We start from the raw sequence: 24,471 nt of genomic DNA, 5'->3' as shown, positions 1-24,471 counted from the left end.
ACTCCTCTATTTAGAATTAGGTTTAGTAAGTCACCACAAATTTATTCTCCGCACCGTCGAAGTTGATGTCCGCTTCGTCATATTGTTCGGGGAGAGAATTCAAAATATCGTCTTCAAATTTCGCACTGTTGATTTTTGAAGGGGACCGTACGCCAAAGGCGGTGTTGGTAATATTTGATGTAAAATCAGCGTGGGAATAATCGTGAGAGAAATCTTCAATCTGTTCACGGTTCTCTTTCGCTAGTGCAGATACCCAAGCGTTCACATTTTGGCGCAGAACTCTCATGAAACGCTTGCGCTCACGCGGCTTACGGTCTTCTGTGTACACAACTTCGATGACTGTTTGCGCTGTGCCGTTCTTCAAAGCGCTAGATATTTTACTGTTCACTTCACCAATTAAGTTCCGGGACACCCGTTCAGCAAGATCTGAGGAGACAAGGTCTTTGAGCTCATCCGGATTAAGCCCTTGGCGCACAGCCTGTACGCTAACAGGCCTCATATTCAGAATTGAATTGTTCAGGTTGTTGCTGAGCGTATATGAAACGCTCAATGTTCCAGACATTTCCAACGCCTTCGGATCGTACTCAAAGCCAGAGAATGAGATGGCCTGAAATTGCAGGATGTAATCAATATCAGGAAAATAATTTGGCTTTGAGGTCTGCGTGTACATCTTGAACTTATACCCATAAGTTCCCATGGCGCTTTGTAAGTGTTGGAAGACATCCGCGCATTTTTGCTTCGGACTTGTGGCGCTGCCATTTAGTGTGCAGGTGCCATTGCTCCAAGCCGCAATGCGAACTTGAGATGTTTTGCTGGCGTTATGCTTGGAAATAGCCTCGGCAATGACTGTTTTAACGGCTTCAACGCTTACATCCAAAACCATTTCACATACGGTAGTATCATCATCTTTGGCACAGCGTTTTTTGACGTTTTCTGAAAATAGAGACGTGAGCCCGATGCGTGATACTTCGCCATCCAATGTTTTCAGAAAGCGGCTGTCTCCAGACAAGCCGCCAGCTTGCTTATCGAGAATTTTCTTAACGACAATTCGCATGCCTTGCTCAATGGCGGCGGGTTCAGTCTCTCCTTGTCCATATAATCTGATAGCCTCTGCGTGAGCAGAAGATATGGGGATCAGCAAGGAGATCACGACCAAACGCGCATAGAGCGCTATCCGCTTCAAGACAAACGCGCTACCTACATTTTTGGAAGAAAAGCTATACATCAAAAGCATTTTGAATTCTGACTTGTTTGCCTGCTGATCTTTTGAATGATCGGCACTAACCTTTCTGAAACCCCACCCAAACTGTTATGAACGGATTCCGCTAAGACAATCTGTTTCGATTTGGACTTTTTGACGTTGTAAATATTTTTGTAAACGGAATTACCTGCGGCCAAAGCAATCTTACTTTTTTTCGGAGATCCATCGCATGGCAGGATTATATCTTCACCATCTGACACAAGGTATGCTGCGGCACCCAAAACGGATCTGACCTTTCGGGCTTGATCGACTTTTGATTCCGCAACGACTTGATTTTGCAGCTTCAAAAACATGCCTTTGATAACAATTCTATCCGCCATCATTGGAACATCTAAATATGCGGCGGAAATTTCGTCATCGTCCAGCATATTGGAAATCAGTTTGGCAATATCCATTTTGATATCTGCCACCTGCCCATTCAACTTGGGGGGCATTATCTTTATTCCTGTCTCACCTTGCTTAATGAGGTCAGACAAGAGGTTGCTATACAAATCGAAAGCCAGAAACTGCAGAAAATACTCATCGTACTTTTTCCCGTAAGTGGACAAACTCAATTTGACGCTGTCAACGAGACCGACTTGATGAATTTGCATTGTTTTTGCAAATCCCATTTCTGAATCTAATTCTGGTAGCGGGGCCGTTTTATGGCTGAGCAAAGTTGTCACATGATCTTCGATGGCACCGCGAAAAGCCTTTAAGTAAAGTTCTTTCGTTTGGTTTGGAGAAATCTGAAAATCTTGAACTTTATAATCTGAGCCAATGAACAAGCGCGTGTAAACAGATTCGAGCATTTTCTCATCATTGACCTGCATCAGATCTATATACACAGGTACAAAGACTTCCTTGCGGTGCGCTTTCGCCCCGAAAAGCTCATAAGAAGTGAGATCGTCAAAGGCGTCTGGCACATAAATAGCTAAGAAGTACTTGTAACCAAACACTCCACCATCGCCCGACCTTAAGCAGTTTTGAGGCTCAATTCTAAGCAGGCTGACCAACTCGGCATTTTGAGAAAGGATCGGGCAAGCTTCGCGCAAGAGCTGATTGTTTCTATTTGAGTTTACCAACACGCCACTGTCGCCACCAGTCACCAGATCCCGGCCGAGATGTTGGGCCGCGTCGCTATTTCCCAAAGATGAAAACACACCTAAGAACTTCACCCGCCCTTCCCGAAGGCGATCTTCAATCGTCATGGCCGCAACAGACTGTTTTTTGTTTTTCAGAGAAAATGGAAGGTCGAATGCATTTGTGTCTGTGGCAATCAGAAACAAACCCAGCGCACAAGACGCAATAGCTAAAGATATCTTCCGTAATGCATTCATGCGTATACCTACGGGCCTGCAAATGGAATAGAAGGTAATGCAAAAATATCAGGCCGCCCCACTAGACGGGACTATACCAGCATGAATATCGCTTGTGTAGCTATTATAAATAATAGGTTGTAACTATTATAAGTAGACTGATTTCAGTTATTAACCGCAACACGCAACAAGCTCTGGCATAGCCAACTTTCAGGTAGAAGATTCTGACCCAACAGCATGCAGAAATTATTGCGTCTCTTCACAGTCATCACGCATTGCTATGAACGGGTCATTGTTTCTTTACAAACAAGAAGTCGCCGCCGACTTCGTGCCCAGCAAAGCGGATGTTTTGATATTGGGGGGTTTGGCGTGCGTTGAGGCGGACTTGTTCTCGGACATTGGCGAAGAGCTGCGTGCCGTCCATTGTTGCTGTGTTGTCATTCAAGGCATTAATAAAGGCCTTGGCAAACACGGAGTGTTTCCCTCCACGGCTATCGTCAACGGGTTCAAGCCCACCGGAACTGAGAACTGTCCGTGCGGTTTTTCTGGCTAGGTCATCGTAAAAAGTAGCATCTTTTTGCACAACAGATATGCCGCGTGTTGCACTTCTCGTTAATGTTCCTGAATAACAACTATCAGCTACAACCATCACCCGCTTAGCTTTCAGAGCCTTGAGTGTATCTGTTATGTCTGCATTTGATAGCCAGTTGACCCGGTTGTCTGCGCTGGCATCAACAGGCAGCCAATATCCGCGCTCTGCCTGCTCATCAAGCCAGCCATGACCTGCATAATAGATGAGAAGACTATCACCCTCACCTAAAGCTGATCGATACTTATCCAAAGACGTAATGATATCCGCCCGGCTGGCGTTATTCAGGTAGGTGACGTCAAAGCCATACCGACTGTTTAAGACACGCCCAACCTCTGTCGCATCATTGACTGCCGTTTGTAATTTTGCCAATCCAGAACCATGATATTGGTTGTTTCCGATGACTAAGGCATGGAATGTGCCGAGGAGGGAAATATTATCAGAGCTTGAATTTGCGGGAAGCGCTCCAGTTAACACAGAATTTTCGTTGGCAGGAGGTGTATTGTTAAAAGATAAGGCTTCGAGATTGGCTAAAACAGTGTTTGCCAACCCGTCTGCAGTCGATATAGCTTCTAAAATAGAAGAAACACGTTCAAAGCTTCCATCGAGGTAACGACGGTACCAGAAGGAATACATCCAGTATTCCAGCCCACCTTGGACAGCATTCGAATTTAATAGACAGGAATCAGTAGTTATTGGGAAACCAGCTTCCCGGTATTGCTCAAGCCCAGTCTCCATGGGATTAAAACCGTTGAATTTGTTTTGCCATTTATCCGTAGACAGAACTTTATCGCGTTGTTTCAACATAAGCGCTGCCAGTGATGAAAAACGGTCAGCATTAGCATTCAACAACCGAAGATACTGTCTATTTGTGATAATCGTCGCAAACGTATCAACTGGACGAGAATACGCTTGAAAAAGGAATGCGTCAGGGAAACTGCTACCTACAAGTGAATGCAATAAAGATAAATTTACAATTTCCGGTCTTGTGCGACACTGGGGAGGCGTTCGCCAATCAGGTAGTGGGGAAAAGAATTTGTTTATGACTTCTTCGACTTCTTCCATATCTAATTTTTGTGAATATTGATGTTGTTCATATAAATTGAAGAGCTGTAAATAAGTTAACTTACGTATGTTTTTGTCTACTTTTGCTCCCACAAAAACATCTGAGCCAATCACCTTGAGTAGCGGGGTTGTGTGCCCCAGCTTATATACTGAAAAGTCGCTTCCAGACCCGGGGCGGTCAGGAGTGACAATCAAACTGTCAGACGCAAAATGATAGATACCGTCCACGTAAAGATTACCGCGCTTCCTGACATAGGAAGAATAAACGACGCTTTCTTCTTTTGTCGTGACATCATACATCACCACCCTATATTTATTTCTGACATCATCCTCCTTAAAAACGAGATGTCTGCCTAAGAATTCAGCTCCCAACACTTTTCCAAATATGGGTGAGATTGGAACCCGGATCGGTTGATGAATATCGCGCACAAAAAACCTAAAACGCCCTTCTTCAATAACAAGGTCGTTGTTTAGATAAATTGCCAAGCCACCACCGAAGGCACGCCCCCCCAACCAAGTCTGAAGCAAAGCATCATTTTTATGCTCATACATGATTTGATTTGAAAACCAGCCGGATATAAATTTCGTGAGGTTTTCATCCAGTGTAAACAACCATGATATTGGTGCACTATACTCGTTCATGAGTTCGAGATATCTGGTAAAAAGAATAAGCTTATCCGAAGCTTTTCCTGACATGCATTTTAAGACTGGGTGGCTTTTAACAACCCTAAACCACATCTGATAGTAGCCAGCGCAATACCTATCAAGGTTAACTTTTTCCTGCACCTCCATCGAATAGTCATTAATATAAAAAATAAGTTTTTGTGTGTCTGTTTGACAAAGTAAATACAGTTGGGAGCCATTACTCTTGCCTGGAAGCTCGCATTTTTCAGGTTCCTCAAAATGCGGGCTGATAACGGAGCTCAAATCATATCTGGAACTCCTCCATTGCCCACTGTGCCAATGCCATTTTTCTATGAAGGGATAGTTAAATCTAAATATATTGTGTCCAGAGATGTAAAATGAGGTATTGCCATCCCATATAGAATTTGCTGTTCCCTCATTTGAGTCACCGTTCTGATTTGCCTGCACGCCCCCCATTACAAAGCTCATTGAAATGGAAAAGGCAATAAAGGCTACTAGAAGTATTTTTTTATAACGATTACAATAAATCATTTCACACACATAGATCAGGCATTCAACAACCATCAGTATTGCTTATTCGATCGGCTCTAGGCAAGTGTCCAGATGTCTAGCCCAATATAACTAACTACCCTCCGTCCAAATCTCCTTCGGCGTAAAGTCGTCTAACGTGCCGCGAACAGCTCTCAAGCGTTTGTTGAAATCAGATCTGTCAAAATCTGTGCGATTATCTGTCCAGGCACTCTGTTTACGCCAGGGACGATGCAGAGTACCATTTTGAGCAGCACGCCAAGGTTTGTAGCGGTTGTCGAATTCACGGTCGGCCAACTCACGTACGATAACCTTGCGGGTTTGCTCTAACTCCTCCATACGTGTTTGTGTTTGTGACAGTTCCCAGTCATCCTGCGCGGGGTATGCAGATGCAACCTGCCAGACTTGGGCTTGTTCGTCATAACGCTGGTGCCATTTCATGACGCTGGCGACGTACTTTCGAGTATAGCTGTGCGGTGTTGCATGTGCGCCTTTGCCGCCTTTGAGCGTTCCACCGTTATAATGCGACAAGGCTAAATCCCAGCGGCCGCCGTATTGATCGTAAAGTTGTTCGAGATACTCGATCCCCAATTGAATGTTTAGGCGCGGGTCCCAAAGGTCGTCTTTGTGGACGCCAAACACACCCTGTGCTGTTTGAGGCATAATCTGCATGACGCCACGTGCGCCAGCGGTCGACAATGCACGTTCCTGGAAGTCGGATTCAATCTTGGCGACGGCCAAGGCCAAAGCAGGAGGGACGCGGCTCTCTTTAGCCTCTTCAATCACCATCTGCTTGATCTCTGAACGTGTCGCTGCAAATGCCTCTCCAGAGGTCATCAACGACATGCCTATACAAAGAGCGGCTCCGACAAGAAAAGCTTTAACGGACAAAACCTGTTTCATTATCTTCACTCCTTCTGGGCTCCATGCCCTTTTCATTCATACATCGCGTAAACGATCAATAACTGTTCCGGTTATGTTGAGGTATGGAGGAAACGGGACGACTTTTAGCACGCCGCCCACAGAAAAATCGCTAAAGTCCAATAATCCCTGCGGCCATAGCAAGTGCCACAGCATGTGTTCGGCTTTTTGCATTGAGTTTATGGGTTGCATTGCGGACGTGAAAATTCACACCAGGTAAAGAGATGCCGATGATTTCGGAAATGTCTTTGCTGGTGTTGCCTTGAGCAATCAGGTGCAAGCATTGCAGTTCACGCGGTGTTAAATCTTGTGTTTCACCAATCTCAACGAGACGATGATACAAGGCCTCAACAACTTCGTTCCAAACATCAAAATCGAGATTTAATGCTGAATAATTGCGCTGACGTCCATCACCAATGGTGACATTCAAAACATCTTTAGTGCCGTGCCCAAATGTGAAAACCGTGTGCTGGTGAGGGTGAGTTAAGCTGGTCTGAAAATTCGGTGGATACTGTGTATATACCCTGCCGCGCCAGAACATGTTGGCGAACAATAATCCCTCCCTCGTGCAAGCTTTTGCCAATATATTCCAGCATTGCTCAATTACTTCCGCTCGGTGCAATTGCTTTGTAAGTTCTCTTATCTGCATTCCCATAATTCACCCCACATAACTTTGTTCTATAACGGGTATGGAGGACGCAAATGCAATTTAGGCATCGGCTATAAAATTATTGGAGATAAGATCTGGCTTCATGTATTTAGGAAGCTATTGTTAGGTCTGCCCATCTAAATCCATCAACTGCAGCATGTTTGAATTTAATGATGTTATGACAGCAGAGAGGCATTTCCTGTTCTTTGCTCTCAGGAACTGACCGTCAATGTTATAGGCATTTTCATTTGTTGAGGAAGGTGTCTCATCATCAACAAAAATCGCCGGATGGAACTGAGAATTTCTTCCATATTCAGTTTGGGACGGTATGGGACATAGCTATCTCTCCATTGATGATATTGTAAAATTCATCAATGGGTATGTAGGGTGTAGAGCGTACTATTTAATATTCTTCACCTTAACCATAGATCCATCTGGTTGTTGGCAAAATGTGGATTCTTGCCTTATCTCTTTACCGTTTATTTCAGCGACTTCAACAACATCGTAACACCTTTTATCGCCCATTTTTTTGGGTGTACTATCAGCATTTACGAACTTGTTGTTTTGGTATATCTGGCTGAGTTGGTGCTTCAGTTTTGATCGAATAATGTCATCCTGATCACTATAGGGGTTGTCAGTATCGTACCCCTTTACAAACCGTTCTAACGCTGCTTTTTTCAAATCAAACGGTACGTCACGATCAAGGTAGGCAATGACTTTGTCATAATCTTTGTTCATCTTTTTCTGCCAGGCTGACCACTCGCGTTTTGATTCCTCAAGCTTATCTGCCTGTTGTTCCAAATCATCAAAATTCACTCCACCGCCTGTTGGCGACGACGGTAGGGAAACTTTTGGTGCAGACGGTGAAGCCGAAGCTAACCGAAAGACGAAATCCCCCCGGTCATAATCCTTATCTAACAACTTGCCGTATTTGGGTGTTTGGCGGGACCGTGTCAGGTTGGTGACCCGGTCCGTCAAAAATAAACCCAACTCGCTGGCGGTGACATACCCATCGCCGTTTGCATCTGCGCGCTCATCCCCCTTCACCGCACGAATAAAAAGTTCTGCAAAGTCACCATTGTCGGAAACTTCCTGGTCAGCATCACCGGACGTTAAAAATTGTCGCACCGGGAAAGTCGTCGCGCGTGTGATAGCTTCCGGCGGCATGGCGCGGGCGCTGTCGAATACGGTTCCGGCAAAACATGAATCAAAGATTGTGAACACGTGTTTTGATTCGGCATCACGCATGTACTCGCCAAATCGGCGGATGGATAAAGCTTTGCGTTTAAATTTAGCCCCGGCCTTTGGGCGAGGGGCGTCGGTGGGGACGAGATAGCCTTCTCCGTTTAAAGTATGGCCGTGGCCCGCATACCATAAAAACAATCGGGCCTCTTTATCGGCGCCTTTGGAATAGATGAAATCTTCCAACACGGTCACCAACTGACGGCTATTCAAATCCGTTTTGAGGGTGACGTCAAAGCCCATATTACCCAAAGCCTCCGCCACATCCTGGGCATCTTTTACGGCATTGGATAAGCGGGGCCAGCCGTTGGTGTAGTCATCGTTGCCGATCACCAAGGCGTATGAACGTTGGTACAGTTTGACGGTTTTTGCGAGAGGCGCGTTTGCTGTTTCGGATGTGCGAAGCTCAACGGACAAGCCGCGCGATCTGGCCTGCACAGCGATAGGAAACGCCAACAAACCAACCAGTAAGATTACCCCGATGCGCATCATCAACTATCAACCTCACCACTGAACCTTCACGGTCCCATCCGAACGGACTTCTACGCCGTCGGACGGAAGGGGCGTTTTATCGACGTCTTCTCCGGTTAAGGGGATAAGGATAACCTCTACCCGACGATTGTCAGCCGCTTCCGGGCTCAATGCGTTTTTCAATTGATCCTCACCCATGCCTTTTGTGCTCAAGCGATCTTCGGCGATTTTATGTTCGCCCGTGAGGAAGGCCTTAACCGCATCGGCGCGTTTGGCGGAGAGTTGACGATTGTATTCAGCAGCCCCACTGGCGTCCGTATGACCAATGATTTGAAAACGATGCGCCGCCAATTCACCCGTTTCCAGTGCTGCGGCCAGCGCCTCCAACTGCGCCAAGGCACCGGGCAAAAGCTCTGCGCTGTTTAAAGCAAACGGAATTTCCAAATCAACAGATCCATTGGCTTCCGTTTGACCGGCGATGGGAGCGAGAGAACGTACAATGTCGTTGAAGCTTTTCACACGTGCTTGCGGTTCCATCTCATCCGACGCAAGTACGGGGACGGCCTGTCCAAAGGCCAAAACACCCAACACCAAGGCTGCTGTTATTCCAGTGTAAAAATTACGCATAACACTCTCTCTTGAATTTCAAAAAAATGCCGGGGTCAGATTGGCGAAGCCCATCACGATCCCGGCATTCTTTGTCTCGGTTCTCGCCTATCGGCAAAACCGTTAGCGTTGTTTGCGGACCGTGGCGATTTTTTCGACGCTAAATTTATTGCCGGCGAACACCACACGACCTTGTACACCTAAATGATCCATCATACGGCGCAGGTTGCGGTTCAAACGCGCACTTTCGCTGTTGGTTTCATACCAGTATTCATTGGTGCGCATGGAGCTCGACAAAGGGCGATGGTGGTGATAGCCGCTGAACGCCACAATGTATTCTTCAATGGATGTGATTTCATCCGGTGAAAAACCAGAGAACGTCAGGCTATAGGCCATCGACATGCCGCCTTCACCGGTCCCCATCGCAGCTCCACCCGAAACCGGGGACTGCGCATCCAGCTTGGTCGCCAGAACGACACCCAAATCTTGAGCCAGAATTTTGGCGTTGTCCCCGAAGACTTCCAAGATGCATTCGCGATCACATTCCACAGGGGCATTGTCCGGCATGGCAGACATGACCTCGAAGTTGCCCAGGCGCTGGCCGGATTTAACGTTCAGCAAACGTCCCGTGATGCGCGCTTCCACTTTGGTGGTGTAAGCCGTTTTCTTAATTTTCGGATAAATCGCAAAAATGGTTGCGACATCGATGGGCGCGGTTTTCACCGAGCGCGCAATATCGATGATTTCCACATCCGTGCGCCGGGTGCGGCCTTGGGCGAAATCGTCCATGGTCAACGAGACTTCGTCATAGACATCGAAACCTTCGTTGTGCAGCTCGTTCGCCAAGGCATCAACAACGCGTTTGAACACCCGCGAATTGCGCGGCACGGTATCTTTGTCGGCGTCTTCGCCCATGATCATAACGTTGGGCTGTTCACCGGCAAAAGCTGCCGGAATGGCCGCAAACGACGAAATCCCCATGGCGATGGCGCCTGCCGTCATAATTGCTTTAATCGATTGCATGGTATTGTTCCTCTTCTCAGCAAAGCTGTTGTGTCATCATTCAATATGGGAATGGAGGAGACAAGCTGGCTTTTTTCCGACATCCCCTTCAGGCAGCCAATAATTGTATTTGTATCTGTGACAAATCCCCTGGATTCTGCCCCGTAACACCTTCCCGAACCTCAATAATTGACAATATGAAAGGCAGAACCGTTGAAAGTCAACCTAGCAGAATTGTCAGTGTCCTCAACCACCTGCTGTAGGGCACGGGTCAGATAGGCCTCTTTGCCCGCCGTTTCGTACCAATACACCACGAGTTGATAGCCCGAACGCAGCAACCGGTGGTGAGCATAGCCCTCCAATTGCGTCAAATCGTGCTCAATTCGGTCGATATCTTGTGCGCTAAAGCCTTCAAACGTCAGAGTATACGAAGTGGGCAAGCCTATTTTCGGCGATTGCTCAGCCGAAACGCGAGGACTTCCGCTCACATGCGCCCGAATGCGCGCGGCCAACACTGCACCTAGCTCTTGAGCCAGTTCATGGGCATGATCGCCTAGGGCTTCATCCATACAGGCACCGTCACAATCGGGGGAAATGGCGATGGGTGTGGGCAGGGCAGCTTCGAAATTGCCGATCCGTTCACCGGTTCGCACCGCAATCAAACGCCCCATCACACGCACGTCCATTTTTTGAGCATAGGCCCGGTCCTGACCATGGGCATAGAGGGTGTACAAAACCGCAACGTCAATGGGCGTGTGTTTGATGGACCGGGCGATGCCAATCACCTCGGCATCCATACGCCGCATGCGATGCTGCATATGTGTATCGATGGTCAAAGTGGTTTCGTCGTAAACGCGAAAACCTTCGTCATGCAATTCGTTGGACACGGCATTCAACACCCGGCCAAACGCGGAATTATTGCGCGCCACCGATTGTGGATCGCCGTCTTGACCCAAAATCAAAATGTTCGGCCCGGCACGGCCCGTGGGCCCGTTCGCCCAACCGTCTCCCGAAGCCGAAGACGTAGAGGCTCCGTGCGAGTTGGCGCACGCGGCAGTGAATAACATTAAAAAGGCGGCAAGTACGGGACGCATGCTAACTTCCCTCTTCATATCTCGGTGTTTGACTGCAGTGGATATGGAGAACGTAAACACGTTTTTGGATATCTCTCAGACAACCTCTAATGACTAAATCACAATAGGGCGTGATGATTTGGCTTGCGTGGACCTCATGGTCCAGAATAATGCAGAGCCAGATAAGATCAGGTTCATAGGTCTCTGGCGAGACGGATGCCTATGCCGCTAAACCGTGTTTTAGGGTTAAGCCAACCACGATAGGCCGAATTAAATTCCGATGGAGAGATACTCCACCCACCCCCACGACCAACACGATCACACGATCCTTTTTTCTCCATAGCTCTACCATCAGTTGGTACACTTCTATAATTGTCAACGTAGCAGTCCTGAATCCATTCCCAGACATTTCCCAAAGTGTCGTGTAGGCCAAACGCATTAGGTTGAAAACTACCAACAGGAGCTGTTCTGGCATTGTCCCAGCGGCTGCCGCAACCGTCACAATTAGCATTGTTTTTACCAATGACGTTGCCCCAATGATATTTGGTATGCGTTCCAGCTCGAGCAACATATTCCCATTCCGATTCAGAGAGAAGACGGTAACGCTTGCCTGTCTTCCGGCTTAACCACTTCACATACTTCTGCGCATCGTTCCAACTCACATTAGTTACCGGACGGGAACCTCGGCCCCAGCCTTCATCATGCGCGGGGCGCTTGTTCTTTGCGTCTCCGCCACCTTCACAACCGCCGTCCCTCACACAAGCGTCCCACTCGCCAAACGTCACTTCGTACTTCCCAACCGCAAAACTGTAACCAATGTTTACCGTGTGCACGGGACTTTCATTGCTTTCGCCATCACCATTCAAATCACCCATACGGAAACTGCCAGCAGGAACAATCACCATTTCAGGACAGTCTGGGCAGTCCTGAAAAACCTCGCCAGCGTTGTTACCGCCCCCGGTTTTGCGAACCGGAGAGGTCGGTTTGGGACGCTTCGGTGGAACTAGGGCCGCCAGTTGGCGCTTGGCATTTTGGCGCAGGGATTCGTCGCTGTCGCTGTAAGGGTTATCCGTCTCATACCCCTTCACGAACCGTTCCAACGCAGCCTTTTTTAAATCAAACGTCACATCACGACCAAGATAGGCGACGACTTTGTCGTAATCCTTGTTCATCTTCTTTTGCCAAGCGCCCCATTCTCGTTTGGAGGCTTCTAGCTTGTCGGCTTGTTGATTCAAATCATCGAAACTCAACCCACCTCCTGTTGGTGACGCAGGCAAGGCCACCTTTGGAGCGGACGGCGAGACGGATGCGAAACGAAATACAAAATCCCCCCGGTCATAGTCGGGGTCCCGCAGTTTGCCGTAGCGGGGCGTTTGTTTGTTGTAGGTGTAGTTGGACACGCTGTCGGTGAGGTGCAGGCCCAATTCACTGGCGGTCAAATAACCGTCGCCGTTGGCGTCGGCAGCGCGTTTGCCTTCCAAGGCCTCAATAAACAGACGGCGGAACTTGCCGTCGTCCGATACCGTTTGTCCGGCGTCGCCCGATGTCAAAAATTGACGCACGGGCTCAGTCGTCACCCGCGTGATGGCGGGCGGTGGCGCGGCGCGGGCGGCTTCGAACACGGTGCCGGCAAAGCAACTGTCAAACACCGCCATGACATGCTTGGCGTCGGCTTCACGCACCATGGCCCCGATTTCGCGCATGGATACGGCCTTGCGCCGGAAACCCTTGGTATTGGCCTGAGGCAATGGTCCGTCAGCAGGCACCAAATAGCCATTGCCCCGTTCCGTGTGTCCATGCCCGGCATACCAGACGAACAGACGTGCGTTCGGGTCTGCACCGCGGTCGATGAAAAAGTCCTCCATCACCCGTTTCAAGGCCTGGGCATCCAAGTCCTGTTCAAACTGAACAAGGAAACCGCGCTTTTCCAAAGCCTCTGCTACCAAACGCGCATCCTTCACCGCATTGGACAAACGTGGCCAACCGTTGGTGTAGTCATCGTTACCGATAACCAAGGCATAGGATTTGGAATAGAGCTGCACAGTTTGGGCAATGGGGGCATTGGCAGCCGTCGAGGCACGGAGTTCTATCGACAGACCACGAGAGTCCGTTGCCAGAGCTGTGACGGTTAGCGAAACCAACAAAATCGTTACACATAAAACAACAAATCGGTGCATACGCCCCCCTGAGCATTTCACGTTTTAAAACGTGAAGAACGCAACCATAACATGAGGTGTTATCATCCGAAAAGCCTGTTAAAATTGAAAGGGGATGATGATCTCTGTAACCATGCAGAGATCATCAGCTTGTAAAGCCCACATCTTATGTACCAGCTTGTAAAAGAATTTCCGGTACTGGCTGTCTCATGTTGAGTGCCTGATGTGGGCGTATGTGATTGTACTGTTTTAGCCACGTATTGATGACCACTTGGACCTGTTTGATGGTTGAGAACCATTCCCTATTCAGCACTTCGCGCCGCAGCGTTCCGTTGAATCCATTTTCCCATGGACTGCCCGGATAAATCTGGATGGGTTGGGCCACGAATTAGCAAAAGAGAACAACTTTCTTGCCGCACTCCATTCCTCGACCTTGATCGGCTATAAGATTTAAGAGAATCAGGACCCTAAATGAAATTCTATTGCTACTAGCGAGCCCAATACACACTTTGGATATTTGCACCAAGTGATGTCAAAGCTGCCGCAACATCCGGGAAACGCTTTCCGTTAACATTTACTTTGTGCATATAAATGCAATTTAGGCCCATTTTAATTGATCCCTCTCCCGCATCCGAAATGGAAAAACCGTATCCATACACATAGACGGCATCATTAATATCACTATAGGATATCGATTTTTTCTTCCCTTTTTCGCACCATCTTGGACCATCACTTTCAAGCGTTGGAGACTTTACCCACTCTGAACCATAGTATTGAGTCAATACGTCTTTAGCGACATCAACAGGCATCAACTGGCTTCTGTTAATATCAATTTTTTGGGTGCCACATGCTGTTAAAGTCAATAAAACACTCGATAAGATTAAGAAAGTTTTTAAGCGCATTCCGTCCTCCATAGATACTTCAAAATTCTCAATTTCTGTAAGTCACAAAGCAGCAGCCACACTTAATCACTACATTCATTCACAATGAAGTAATTACCAGTACTATGAAATTTTACATAGGATCCGCAGTAAGTGGATTTTTGATTAATCCTTACCCCTAGAGATTTCATTGCAGACACCATTTCTTCAACAAGGCGCTTGCTGTCAGGGTTTTTGGGATTCCACACAGAAACTCGGCATGGCATCTGCTGCCCATACCTCAGGTCAGTAATCATTATTTCTTCAAATTGTCCAATTACAGCACTTAGTTCAGAGTATGGGCGTTTATCATTATTAATAAAATTGCCTTTCCCTTCGTCATGGAGGATGCCCATAACACCCTCTTCAAAAAAATAGCAAGCGCCTGATGGGCGATTTTGATCCTTAGATACGCGCTCCCGCCAAAGAGGGTCTTTTCTTGCGTCTACTAATATTTTTTTGGCAACACTATGAGGCATTAATTCAACACGCTCTAAGTCGATTTGAACTGGCGCAACTGTCTGACATGCAACCAAACCACCCCCGGCTAAACCCAAAGCAATTAACTTTAAAAAACTTTTTCCACTCATAATGCCCCCGCAATTCAAACTTAATCAGTATAGAAACAATACAATACGGAACATAAAAGATAATACAACCTATCATAAATAGCAGGAGGAAGATGACGCTCATTGTATAAAGTGGTTTCTGGTTTGTATCCAACAACAATCATCGGAGCCAGAGGGGGAGCAGTGAGCGCGTTGATCATCCCCTTATTTACGGTGCAATTCTCGATGATCACTGTGCTTCCCGCCAATGGATTTAAAAGCGGCCTTAAATAGACTCACCCCACTTTCAGGCATCTTTGCAACAGTTTTGTTGATGGCTTCTGGGTCCATCTTCTACGTTTCAATGTTGTGTCTGATGACTGTTAGTCTCTGGCAAAACCTCACGAACTATCAGACTTTGGCAAGCTACTATTTTACAATTTTCGTTCCAACGCGAATTCCATCCATCCCTTTTTTCGGAATGGCTGACACCAAGTTACCCACCCGCTTTTCAATGGAAAGCTCTACAACATTACCCGCTGATATCTGCGCATAAATTTTGCTCATCCCATTTGCACGACCTGTCATATCTCTAAAGACTAGATACCCGTATTTAGGATAAGTTTCAGTTACACGACCGATTTCTTGACGATCATTACTTCGCGGGGCCTGATAGCTTTCCGTCAATAAAGACCCATAGATGAAACCCTCAGTCCCATTCTGCAAACGGACTTTGTACCAATCCTCTCCCCGATGTTCAGTTTTACCTATAACTTTAGTTTTGTTACCTGCAAGCAAAGTGCTTATCTGCTTACCTGAAGGGGTCTCACGAACACGTGAATTCTTCGCCGTATACATGGTCTGGTTTAAACTTTGAAAGGTGGAGTTAGAGGGAATAGCAGGAGGACGTTCGACAGGAATTGACGGTGATAATGAAGCCGTTTGTTTTTTTTCCCCGGTCAAACAAGTCCCGTAGAACTGTTTGGCACGTGCTTTAGCAAGTGCCGCAAAACTACCGTCCTTATAGGTGCTCAGATAAGCACAGTAGTCCTCACCAGTTTTACTGTTCTGGATCGATTGCCAGAAAACAACTTCAGGATTGAATTGCGCTGGAACAGATTGCAGGTGCGCAGAGCTTTTTTCTTCTGGCAAAGCAAAAACAAAATCACCTTGGTTAAAACGCACGTCATGAAGTTTGCCGACTTGCGGGGTTTGTGCCGCTGTCGTCAGGGAGGTGATTTGTTGGTTCAAAAACAGGCCGAGTTCTTCACCTGTGACATAGCCGTCATTATTAAAATCGGAATCCTCATCCCCAGTTATTGCACGGATAAAATATTCACGAAAACTACCATCGTCCCGCACATACTGACCGGCATCCCCTGCGGTAATAAATTGCCGGACAGGTCGGGAAGTTTTCTGGGTAATAGCTTTTGGCGCCGCGCCTGAGCGAGCTTGGAAAATGGTTCCAGAAAAACAGGAATCAAAAACAGATAATACGTGTTTAGATTCCGATAAACGCATTAATGATCCGAAATCTCGCATGGGTAGAGCTGCAACTTTAAAAGCAGGACTCGTATCTGCAGGGGCATCGGCAGGAACCAAGTAACCTTCATTATTAATGGTATGTCCGTGGCCTGCATACCAAAAGAACAGGCGAGCTTCTGGATCTGCACCTTTGATGGCAAAAAATTCTTTTAATATTTTGCTCAATTCATCTGACTTTAGATCAGTCTTAAGCGTTACGTTAAACCCCTGATTTTTTAGTGCAGCTGCGACGGCACGTGCGTCTGAGACAGCATTCTTTAGGCGAGGCCAGCCTCCAACGTACCGATCAATCCCAATGACAAGTGCGTGCGAGTCCCCATAAAGCTGCATAGTCCCCGAATAAGGGGCGTTTTTCTTCTCTGAAGCTTTTAAACGGATTTCAAGACCACGGCCCGTTTCAGCAATGGCACTCAACGGCGCCAACAACGCGAATGCCACAATGCCAAGAACCACATTTTGAAGAATTGTACGTATGTCACCCTCCAGCGTTCTAGTGAAATCTCACCTAGACAAACTGCTGCCACTATATCAACTAGTAAAAAACGTGTGAAGACTGATAGAAATGATGGATTGTACGGTGTTTTACCACTTGAAACCTTTATCTCCAGCGCCTTTTGAGGTGGCGGGTCGACTTTGAGGAGCCCTAAATCCCGGAATTTCATGCACCAAATCGATGCGTTGCGCAAAGTTCACCATGGCAGCGCTTGGTGTGCGGCCTAGCCGGACATCCTTGGTTTTGGCGTCGATTTCAATAGAACGTGACATATTCCCTGCTGAGATCACGCCGATGACTTCTCCACGTACGTTGAACAGTGGACTTCCGCTCGCCCCGCCAGAAAGGGGAAGGTTGTGGCGAATGATGACATTGTTCTTAAAACCACTGTCACCAAAATAATAATCACTCATAGATGAAACAATGCCAGACTGCATGGTGGCCAAAGGGTTCGAGACGTCTACATTTCCGTTGGCCAGACCCTCCATTGGAAAGCCCAAATAGGCCACGCGGTATCCCGGTGTTATGCTACGCAATTCCTTTTCATGGGCTACGGGGAAATAGGTGTCGGTTTTGCCAGCCACCTCTATGAACGCAACATCGTAAGTGTTGCCGAATGCCTTCGCCCCCGTTTTTTTGACACGTATTTCGTCATATTTGGGATGTTGAGAAAAAGAGATAACTTTTAATTTTGCTGTTCGCGAACGATTCAGCAAGACATAAACATCAATGCCAGCCTCTAGGATTTTCTTGACGGATTCCGTAACGTGCGCGTTGGTTACAAAGCGGCTCGGCCCCACGGCCCAGGCGGTGCCGATCGGGATGCGTTTTCCTTTCGCGCCAATTCCCGTTACGAGGCCAACAGCGCCTTGATATTTTTGCGCAACCACGGCCAAAGCAGCATCGGGATTTTGAGTGGAAACCGATGCCTGAGAGCCGCCTATACCGGGTGCGTCTTCACGGAGTACGTCATTTAAGTCTGTCGCATGTGCATCTGAAACAGGCGAGAATGACCAAGCTATAGCCATAAGAAAAAGTGCGCTGAAACCGCTTCCCCAATGCATTTGACTGCCCCCTATTTGCGCTGTCCACCGAAGTTAAGAACGGTAACGCACGTAAGTGAGCATGACAAGTCTGACAAAAATGATAGGTTGTACTTCGCGTAATCTTGAAATGGCGTAATGTCTATCGTGGTTCAAAAAGGCGGCTTTCACGGGTGGCCTGTCTTTTATAAACATCCTCCATCCCCGATTTTCTAGCCTTTCCCATTGCCGGGCGAGGTCGCGTCTCGACCGATAACTCATAATCAAGTCGTTTGCTGATTTTGAGTTTACCTGCTTGCTTACGGCCATAATGTTCAGTTGCCGTTCGTTTTCCTTTGTGACCAACCAGATCGGCTATATCGTCAAAGACGCCTAAGTGTTTCAGGTTTGCGATGTACTGGTGGCGTGCCGAATAGATCGTGTAGCTCGTCCTTGCACGCGGACGAATCTTTTTTTGTAGACGGGCATGTAGGCAGGAGATCCGATCATATTCCAGTCCCCAGTTTTCACTGTTTGTTGCAAACTCGACAATATATTCGATGGCTTTATGGATTTCTGGCGGCAAATTGGTGATGTTGATTTCTCTATCTTCGCCATTTCCTCGACCATTCGTGGCCTTTGCGTTTTTGACGATGAGCAGCCTTTCCCCTGTCTCTTCGTTTTGCTGGATATCTGTCTTTCCCCATTCAACGGGGCGCAGTCCTACCGCAATGGTAGCGATCAAAATGCAGACTAGCTGAGGGTTGTATTTGTATTTCCCAATATCGCGAAGCAACTCATCCAGCACGCGATCCAAAATCTTCGGCGGGTATTTCTTTTCCTTCTTGTTGGATGTTTTATACGACTTCCCCTTCAGGCATCCTGTCTGCGGTTCGCGTTGAAGGATTGTAATTGCTTCCTCCAAACAAGATGACCCATCATCAAAATTCTTGAGCCCGAACAAAACCGAAGCCTTGTAATTGCGAAAGGATGCCTCTTTGAGTGTTGGCTTCAAAGAAATAAGCCATTCAACAAATGCAATAGGGTCGAAGCGCTCGCTCTCAGGATGGCACTCTCGCATGTGACGCAGAAACAATGTTTCACAAGTCTTGTAGTAGTCTTCTTCCGTTTGTGTGGTCCTGGTCTGTTTTGGAAAATTGCTCATCTCGCGCCCTTTCCTAGTTTCCATTTGGTTAGGGTGGCCCGGGCTCTGGCAAGGGACAAGGCTATATGAAAAAAATTATTGAGTTGTTGAAGGGGGGGCGCGCGAATCTAACACCTTCCCCCATTTCAGGTGAGGGCGGCAGAAACTCGGCACCGCCTTTTTCCAGCACGGATTGTATCGCCTTTAAGTGCTCATGTACGGATCATAACCATCGTCCCAATATGTTCCTTCACATTCAACATAGTGGGGCTTATTGCCTGTAAGTTTGAAATTGTACAGCGGCGTTGAAGGGGCGGCATTTTCTGATGTGATGGAATTGACGACCATCGTACCGTCTTTTGTCACGACCCGGTCGCCGACTGGGCATTTCCGAACAGAGTTATTACCGCTGGTGCAAAGAATACGGTGGCATGCAAGTCAACGTCCGTTCCGTTTCACCGCCGGGTATAACCAGCACCACTTTCGTCTCATCAGTTTCAGCACGACGGTCCGAGATTTCATCAAGCGCTGCACGCTTAGCGGCCTTGGTGTCTGTACTGTCGATCAGTTTTTGTGAACCAATCTAGATTGGAGTTATCCTTTGCTCGGTCTCAACCTTGCCCTGCTCGCCTTTGATGCATTCCCAATCGACCTGAGGAAATGCACAAGCAGGGCTACGGAATACAAAGGCCTACTCAAACCGAATAAGTATATATACCTAGCGCGAGGATAAAAGTCAATATCAAAAGAGAGGTCTAAGGATATTTCTATGCTGTCTTCGCCTGAGCCTCTTCATCAATTTGGGTAAAGATTTCCATCCATTTGTTGAGAAGGTCTTCATCTTTCGTCATAAACTGCCATCGAGGTTTTTCCACATCAGAGACGGATACGAAGAAGCCGCTGCTTTGGATTGCTTTTACAGCCTCTTGTTGATTAACAGCGACATCTTCAACACCACCGAATCCCGTTCGCCCATACCGCACAGGCGCATCACTCGTGGTCCAGCCCCAGTTGCGAACGTGGTCCCACGGAATCTTCGCTCCGACCCCATCATCCAAAACAAAAATGTTATTGCCATCAGTGGCAAGACCGGCCGGCGAAAGGCATCTGTTTTTCTTTTTGCTGATTGCCTCAGTTACATCCATGTATTTTGCTTGATCGCCAACAAAGCTCTTAAAAGCCCGCAGGCCATTTTCTTGAACTTCCCTGATTTGCTTCTTCTCCAAGAATTTGAGTGCAATCAAAATGACCAAAATGAGCGGGATTCCCAACACTGAGAATACAAGCAATAAATAAACTGCAGGCAATAAAGGAGTGAATCCGCCAAGGCTGAACTTTGTCGGCTCTGCTAAAACCTGTGTCTGAATTGTCATAAATCAAACTCCATATTGTTAAACGTTTGTTCCTGTATCGGGGAGGCTGACCATTGGAAAGCGAAACATGTGTAACACATTACGTGTTATATTAACAACACGATTAGTGGCTGGAAATAAGGCCATCATCCGGCGACAAAGGGGTATGGCTGTTGATTTTGGTAATAGATTGCGCGCTAGGGCGCAGGACTTGGGGCTTTCAGATGCGGAAGTCGCGCGACGTCTTGAGCTATCCCAAACGCGCTATAGCAATTACGTCAACAATATCCGTGAGCCGGACTACCAGACTCTGTTGCGCATATGCGGTGTGCTGAAAACCTCGCCAAACATCCTGCTCGGGTATGAGGAATACAAAGCCCCGAAGTCGAAGCAAAAGCAGATCGACAAAATCAATTCGGCAATTTCGGCTATGCCCATAGAAGCTTTGGAGCTTGTTGCACCTGCCGTGGATGCAATCGCCAAAACGTGCAAGACGAAAGCCTCGAAAAAAAGCAAATAGTTGCTTCGTTTTATGGCGTCTTCATGCGCACGCCTTCGCCTGCATGATCGTCTGATGGAACAAAGACGACACCACCTTTTTCCAGTGCGGACTGAATTGCCTGCACAGTGCTGGTGCGCGGGTCGTGCCCCTCGACTTCCATTCTTTTCACGACAGATATGGACACAGATGATCGTTCAGCGAGTTCATGCTGCGTCCAGTCCAGAAGCGCTCGGGCGGCGCGGATTTGGGGGGCGGTGAGCATACGATATTCTCCAGTCACGTTGAGCACCCCACCATAAAGGAACTAATTATCTCTTGAAAGATTTAATTAGTTCCTTTATGATGGTTCCAACAGTTTCAAAACTACGCCGTTTTCTATATCCAAAATGGCGCCGTTTTGAGCCCCTCCGAAAATCTGGCACAGGCACACTTCATTCATGATCACGTTCCGTACCCTTCGCATATGACGTCCGCCCCCGCTTCCAGCGGGTGTTCGCGTTTGTGAAGGCTAAGTGGAGTGTGAGACATGATGACACCCAACGAAATCGCGTCAGCCGTAGCGCTGGCGCTCGAAACAATGTCGGATGATGACTGCATTGAGATCATTCGACTGTTCGCAGAACCCGCAACCCAAACCCATGTGCGATCCATGCCGACGGGGCGTTTGAAGGATGCTCTCAAAGAAGCCGGTGGGGAATACGCACGAGCCAACATCGAAGATGCCAAGCACGTCCGCTGGTTTTTTTGGGTGTCGTGCGCTGTCGAGGAAAGGCACATCCGTCTCGCGGCCCTGATGCTGGCCTACGCTCTGCACAAAAAACTGCAGTTATCGAAACATGAACTCGCATACCTACAAGCCACACACAAAGCTATTTTGGTACGTCTGTTTGGCACACTAAACGGACCATCCATCGATGACCTGATGGCAGTCATTCGAGTTTACGCGAACCCGTGGGGTGACGCTTTCCGTGAAGGTGCTGAGCCGAACCAAATTCTTCCTGAGCTCGAACACAGTTTGCACGAGGACGATTTGGAACAGATCGTCAAGATTCTCGACGCAGACCGAAAGGCCGGTGACGGCTGGGCTTTTGACGGTGATGATAACAGCCCTGATTTGGACAAAGCTCTTGCAGGCGATGCGGATCAGTTCTGCGCGCTCTCGTATCTTGTTCATGACAAATTGAGCTCCGCCGTACTGGCGCGTTTGGCGGGTCTGGTCGCTCGTGACACAGACTGTGGAGCAGCCCGGTTGCTCGTGCGTGCATTTCGCGCTGGTGCACAGGCTGAATTGAATGAGGTGGATACTTCCACACTCGATGAATATCTGCACACACGGCTGGACGGCCTTGATGCAACCGAAATGACGCCTGCCAACGACGATCAATATGTACCGGACGGCCATGTGATCTTGGCACCTAACATGCCCTCTGCGGATGCCATGTCTGGGGAGCGCCGACGTATTCTGAAAGATTTTGCAGTCATGCGTGAACCCTTGAAATTGCTGGAACCGCAAGTGTCCGTTGACGAACTACGTAACCGGTTGTTGGCTGAGTTTCCTTGGATGGAGCAACCAATTGATCTCATCTGTAAAGACCTTGTGCTTCGCCAATCGTACGGCCAGCGGGAATACAGTCTGCCGCCCTTGCTCATCCATGGCGCGCCGGGAACAGGTAAGACACGTTTCGTCCAAAGACTGGCTAAGGTTCTTGGCATCCCGTCCGACATGCTTAGTCTTTCCGGTGCGGCTGACGACCGGATGTTGAGGGGGACAGGTTTTGGTTGGTCGTCTGCCAATCCAAGCTATCCCGTCAACAAAATCGCAGAGACAAAAGTCGCTAATCCCATTCTTGTCTTTGACGAAGTAGATAAAACCAAGGCCGATGGCCGCAACGGCGACCCGGTCGCCACATTGCTGATGATGACGGAACGGGAGAATGCAGCCGGATACTTTGACGAATGTCTGATGGCAGGCGTCAATTTGTCCTACGTCAATTTCGTCGCCACGGCCAACGACATTGCGCATTTGCCGCTGCCGTTCCTGAACCGCTTTCGCGTGATCGAAACGCCGAAACCCGAAGCCGAACATCTTCGCGCCATCATCGGTGGGGTTAGGTCTGATTTTGCAGATGAAGTCGGTGTTGATCATAGGTTCATCCCTGATCTCAGTGAAGCTGAGGTGATGTTTTTGGAAGGCATCTTTGCTAAGTATGGAAACGTTCGCACCGTCATTCGTATGGTCCAAAAACTTTTGGGGCGACGAGAACGCATGCAGCGTGAACAACCCAATTAAATTGATGACGTGTTGGCAGAGGTCGACTATGCGCTTGCGCCGTCCAGAGCGCCACATGCCTTCAGTTGATAAACCTGAAGTCGATTAGGCATTTGAGACCGCGTGGCGAGAAGCAATGACATCAACATTAAACAACGACATTGGTTCCTAGAAGGAGAATTGATCATGCCGACGACTGATTATCACGATGGTCGAATACCGGCCCGACCCAAAGTCGAGCGGATATCAGCTCGTAACCCCAACGTTTTATTTTTTCTGAGCAGTCGCTACTCATGACCTAAAAGCATGACGGTCTGCTCACTGAGAGGTCTGTCATGTCTACATTCAAATCGAAAACCATCAAAATCCTTGTGGTGTCCGATCTGCATCTCGAATTTGAGCGGACACAATCTCCCGTTGGCCCCAAATTTACATCGACACTGAACGAGATCGATCTTGTTCTGCTCGCTGGCGATACTTGGGCTGGCCCCAAAACAGCAACTTGGATCTGTGAATGGGCTGAACGCCTCAACGTGCGTGTGGCTTGGGTCGCTGGCAATCATGAATTCTATTCGCACAAAATCGAAAAGACGATCAAAGCCTTCCGGTCAACGTGTCAAAAATCCCGACGGGTTGATTATCTGGAAAAAGATGCCGTTGAGTTAGAAGTGCACGACCGCAAACTGCGCGTGTTGGGCACGACGCTTTGGACTGACTTCGCTCTTTATGGAAACCCTGCACAGGCAAAGGCTGCCGCCAGCGACATGATGAACGACTTTCGTAAAATTACCGAAGACGTCGGTGGCAAAGCAGGCATTTACACGAAGTTCAGACCTGATCACGCCCAAAAGCGGCATTTTCTAAGTCGCATATGGCTGAACGACGAATTGTCAAAGCCATTTGACGGAACAACGATCGTGATGACGCATCACAGTCCACATCCGAATAGTGTCCCGGGACGCTACAGAAGTGATGCCGTGACACCTGCGTACGCTTCAGATCTGACTGAGATGCTGACGGAACATGAGATTTCACTTTGGGTTCATGGACACACGCATGTGTCATTTGATTATGAAGTTGGCGGCACGCGTGTTGTCTGTAATCCCCGTGGATACGAGGGCTACGAGCCCAACGATCACTTTGACCCATTGATGCTGGTGGAGGTGTGAG

General features: G+C 48.0%; 21 protein-coding genes. 3 read left to right on the top strand and 18 right to left on the bottom strand.

Going from position 1 to position 24,471, the window contains the following annotated elements; all coding sequences use genetic code 11:
• Positions 1-22: 22 nt before the first annotated feature.
• From V5T82_RS15085 to V5T82_RS15010, 17 genes are all read right to left on the bottom strand, one after another.
• On the bottom strand, positions 23-1,234 hold the full coding sequence (locus tag V5T82_RS15085) for a hypothetical protein (protein WP_332896492.1): 1,212 nt from the start codon (positions 1,232-1,234) through the stop codon (positions 23-25).
• Positions 1,225-2,580 (bottom strand): hypothetical protein, encoded by a 1,356-nt coding sequence (locus tag V5T82_RS15080; RefSeq protein ID WP_332896491.1) that lies wholly within the window; start codon positions 2,578-2,580, stop codon positions 1,225-1,227. The genes V5T82_RS15085 and V5T82_RS15080 overlap by 10 nt, the downstream gene beginning before the upstream one ends.
• Before the next feature lie 268 nt (positions 2,581-2,848).
• A complete protein-coding gene (locus V5T82_RS15075) occupies positions 2,849-5,422 on the bottom strand; it encodes a caspase family protein (RefSeq protein WP_332896490.1) in 2,574 nt (857 codons plus the stop codon).
• Between the two features lie 57 nt (positions 5,423-5,479).
• Entirely contained in the window at positions 5,480-6,289 is an 810-nt protein-coding gene (locus V5T82_RS15070; RefSeq protein WP_332896489.1) for a lytic transglycosylase domain-containing protein, read from the bottom strand.
• A 130-nt stretch (positions 6,290-6,419) separates the two neighbouring features.
• Positions 6,420-6,962, bottom strand: coding sequence for a response regulator transcription factor (locus V5T82_RS15065; protein WP_332896488.1), 543 nt, complete (start codon positions 6,960-6,962; stop codon positions 6,420-6,422).
• 393 nt (positions 6,963-7,355) lie between these two features.
• On the bottom strand, positions 7,356-8,690 hold the full coding sequence (locus tag V5T82_RS15060; RefSeq protein ID WP_332896487.1) for a caspase family protein: 1,335 nt from the start codon (positions 8,688-8,690) through the stop codon (positions 7,356-7,358).
• Between the two features lie 12 nt (positions 8,691-8,702).
• The gene (locus V5T82_RS15055) at positions 8,703-9,296 is read right to left on the bottom strand and encodes an OmpA family protein (protein ID WP_332896486.1); all 594 of its coding nucleotides are present in this window, start codon (positions 9,294-9,296) and stop codon (positions 8,703-8,705) included.
• 102 nt (positions 9,297-9,398) lie between these two features.
• The gene (locus V5T82_RS15050) at positions 9,399-10,298 is read right to left on the bottom strand and encodes a hypothetical protein (protein WP_332896485.1); all 900 of its coding nucleotides are present in this window, start codon (positions 10,296-10,298) and stop codon (positions 9,399-9,401) included.
• A 161-nt stretch (positions 10,299-10,459) separates the two neighbouring features.
• Positions 10,460-11,371, bottom strand: a complete 912-nt coding sequence (locus V5T82_RS15045; protein ID WP_332896484.1) for a hypothetical protein — start codon at positions 11,369-11,371, stop codon at positions 10,460-10,462.
• A 173-nt stretch (positions 11,372-11,544) separates the two neighbouring features.
• Complete coding sequence (locus V5T82_RS15040) at positions 11,545-13,527, bottom strand: SUMF1/EgtB/PvdO family nonheme iron enzyme (RefSeq protein ID WP_332896483.1); 1,983 nt, start codon at positions 13,525-13,527, stop codon at positions 11,545-11,547.
• 145 nt (positions 13,528-13,672) lie between these two features.
• A complete protein-coding gene (locus V5T82_RS18280; RefSeq protein WP_442917804.1) occupies positions 13,673-13,891 on the bottom strand; it encodes an integrase core domain-containing protein in 219 nt (72 codons plus the stop codon).
• Positions 13,892-13,994: 103 nt separating this feature from the next.
• The gene (locus tag V5T82_RS15035; RefSeq protein ID WP_332896482.1) at positions 13,995-14,408 is read right to left on the bottom strand and encodes a hypothetical protein; all 414 of its coding nucleotides are present in this window, start codon (positions 14,406-14,408) and stop codon (positions 13,995-13,997) included.
• A 62-nt stretch (positions 14,409-14,470) separates the two neighbouring features.
• The gene (locus V5T82_RS15030) at positions 14,471-15,016 is read right to left on the bottom strand and encodes a hypothetical protein (protein ID WP_332896481.1); all 546 of its coding nucleotides are present in this window, start codon (positions 15,014-15,016) and stop codon (positions 14,471-14,473) included.
• A gap of 387 nt (positions 15,017-15,403) precedes the next feature.
• On the bottom strand, positions 15,404-16,957 hold the full coding sequence (locus tag V5T82_RS15025; RefSeq protein WP_332896480.1) for a caspase family protein: 1,554 nt from the start codon (positions 16,955-16,957) through the stop codon (positions 15,404-15,406).
• A gap of 144 nt (positions 16,958-17,101) precedes the next feature.
• The gene (locus tag V5T82_RS15020; protein ID WP_332896479.1) at positions 17,102-18,076 is read right to left on the bottom strand and encodes a trypsin-like serine peptidase; all 975 of its coding nucleotides are present in this window, start codon (positions 18,074-18,076) and stop codon (positions 17,102-17,104) included.
• Between the two features lie 121 nt (positions 18,077-18,197).
• Positions 18,198-19,199 (bottom strand): site-specific integrase, encoded by a 1,002-nt coding sequence (locus V5T82_RS15015; protein ID WP_332896478.1) that lies wholly within the window; start codon positions 19,197-19,199, stop codon positions 18,198-18,200.
• 746 nt (positions 19,200-19,945) lie between these two features.
• Positions 19,946-20,551 carry a DUF4755 domain-containing protein gene (locus V5T82_RS15010; RefSeq protein ID WP_332896477.1) on the bottom strand — a complete coding sequence of 202 codons (606 nt, stop codon included), beginning with the start codon at positions 20,549-20,551 and terminating at the stop codon, positions 19,946-19,948.
• A gap of 145 nt (positions 20,552-20,696) precedes the next feature.
• On the opposite strand from V5T82_RS15010, the gene V5T82_RS15005 reads away from it, so the two are divergent.
• Positions 20,697-21,050, top strand: coding sequence for a helix-turn-helix domain-containing protein (locus V5T82_RS15005; RefSeq protein ID WP_332896476.1), 354 nt, complete (start codon positions 20,697-20,699; stop codon positions 21,048-21,050).
• A gap of 10 nt (positions 21,051-21,060) precedes the next feature.
• Here V5T82_RS15005 and V5T82_RS15000 read toward each other — a convergent pair whose 3' ends face one another.
• On the bottom strand, positions 21,061-21,312 hold the full coding sequence (locus V5T82_RS15000) for a helix-turn-helix domain-containing protein (protein ID WP_332896475.1): 252 nt from the start codon (positions 21,310-21,312) through the stop codon (positions 21,061-21,063).
• A gap of 246 nt (positions 21,313-21,558) precedes the next feature.
• Between V5T82_RS15000 and V5T82_RS14995 the strand changes: the two genes are divergently transcribed.
• Positions 21,559-23,322 (top strand): AAA family ATPase, encoded by a 1,764-nt coding sequence (locus tag V5T82_RS14995; protein ID WP_332896474.1) that lies wholly within the window; start codon positions 21,559-21,561, stop codon positions 23,320-23,322.
• Between the two features lie 314 nt (positions 23,323-23,636).
• Complete coding sequence (locus V5T82_RS14990; RefSeq protein ID WP_332896473.1) at positions 23,637-24,470, top strand: metallophosphoesterase; 834 nt, start codon at positions 23,637-23,639, stop codon at positions 24,468-24,470.
• The last annotated feature ends 1 nt before the right edge of the window (position 24,471 follow it).

The organism is Magnetovibrio sp. PR-2 (genome assembly GCF_036689815.1).
In the GTDB taxonomy this organism is placed as follows: Bacteria; Pseudomonadota; Alphaproteobacteria; order Rhodospirillales; family Magnetovibrionaceae; genus Magnetovibrio.
Note: the sequence above shows the minus strand (reverse complement) of the source record. Positions and strands in the feature narration are given on the sequence as shown.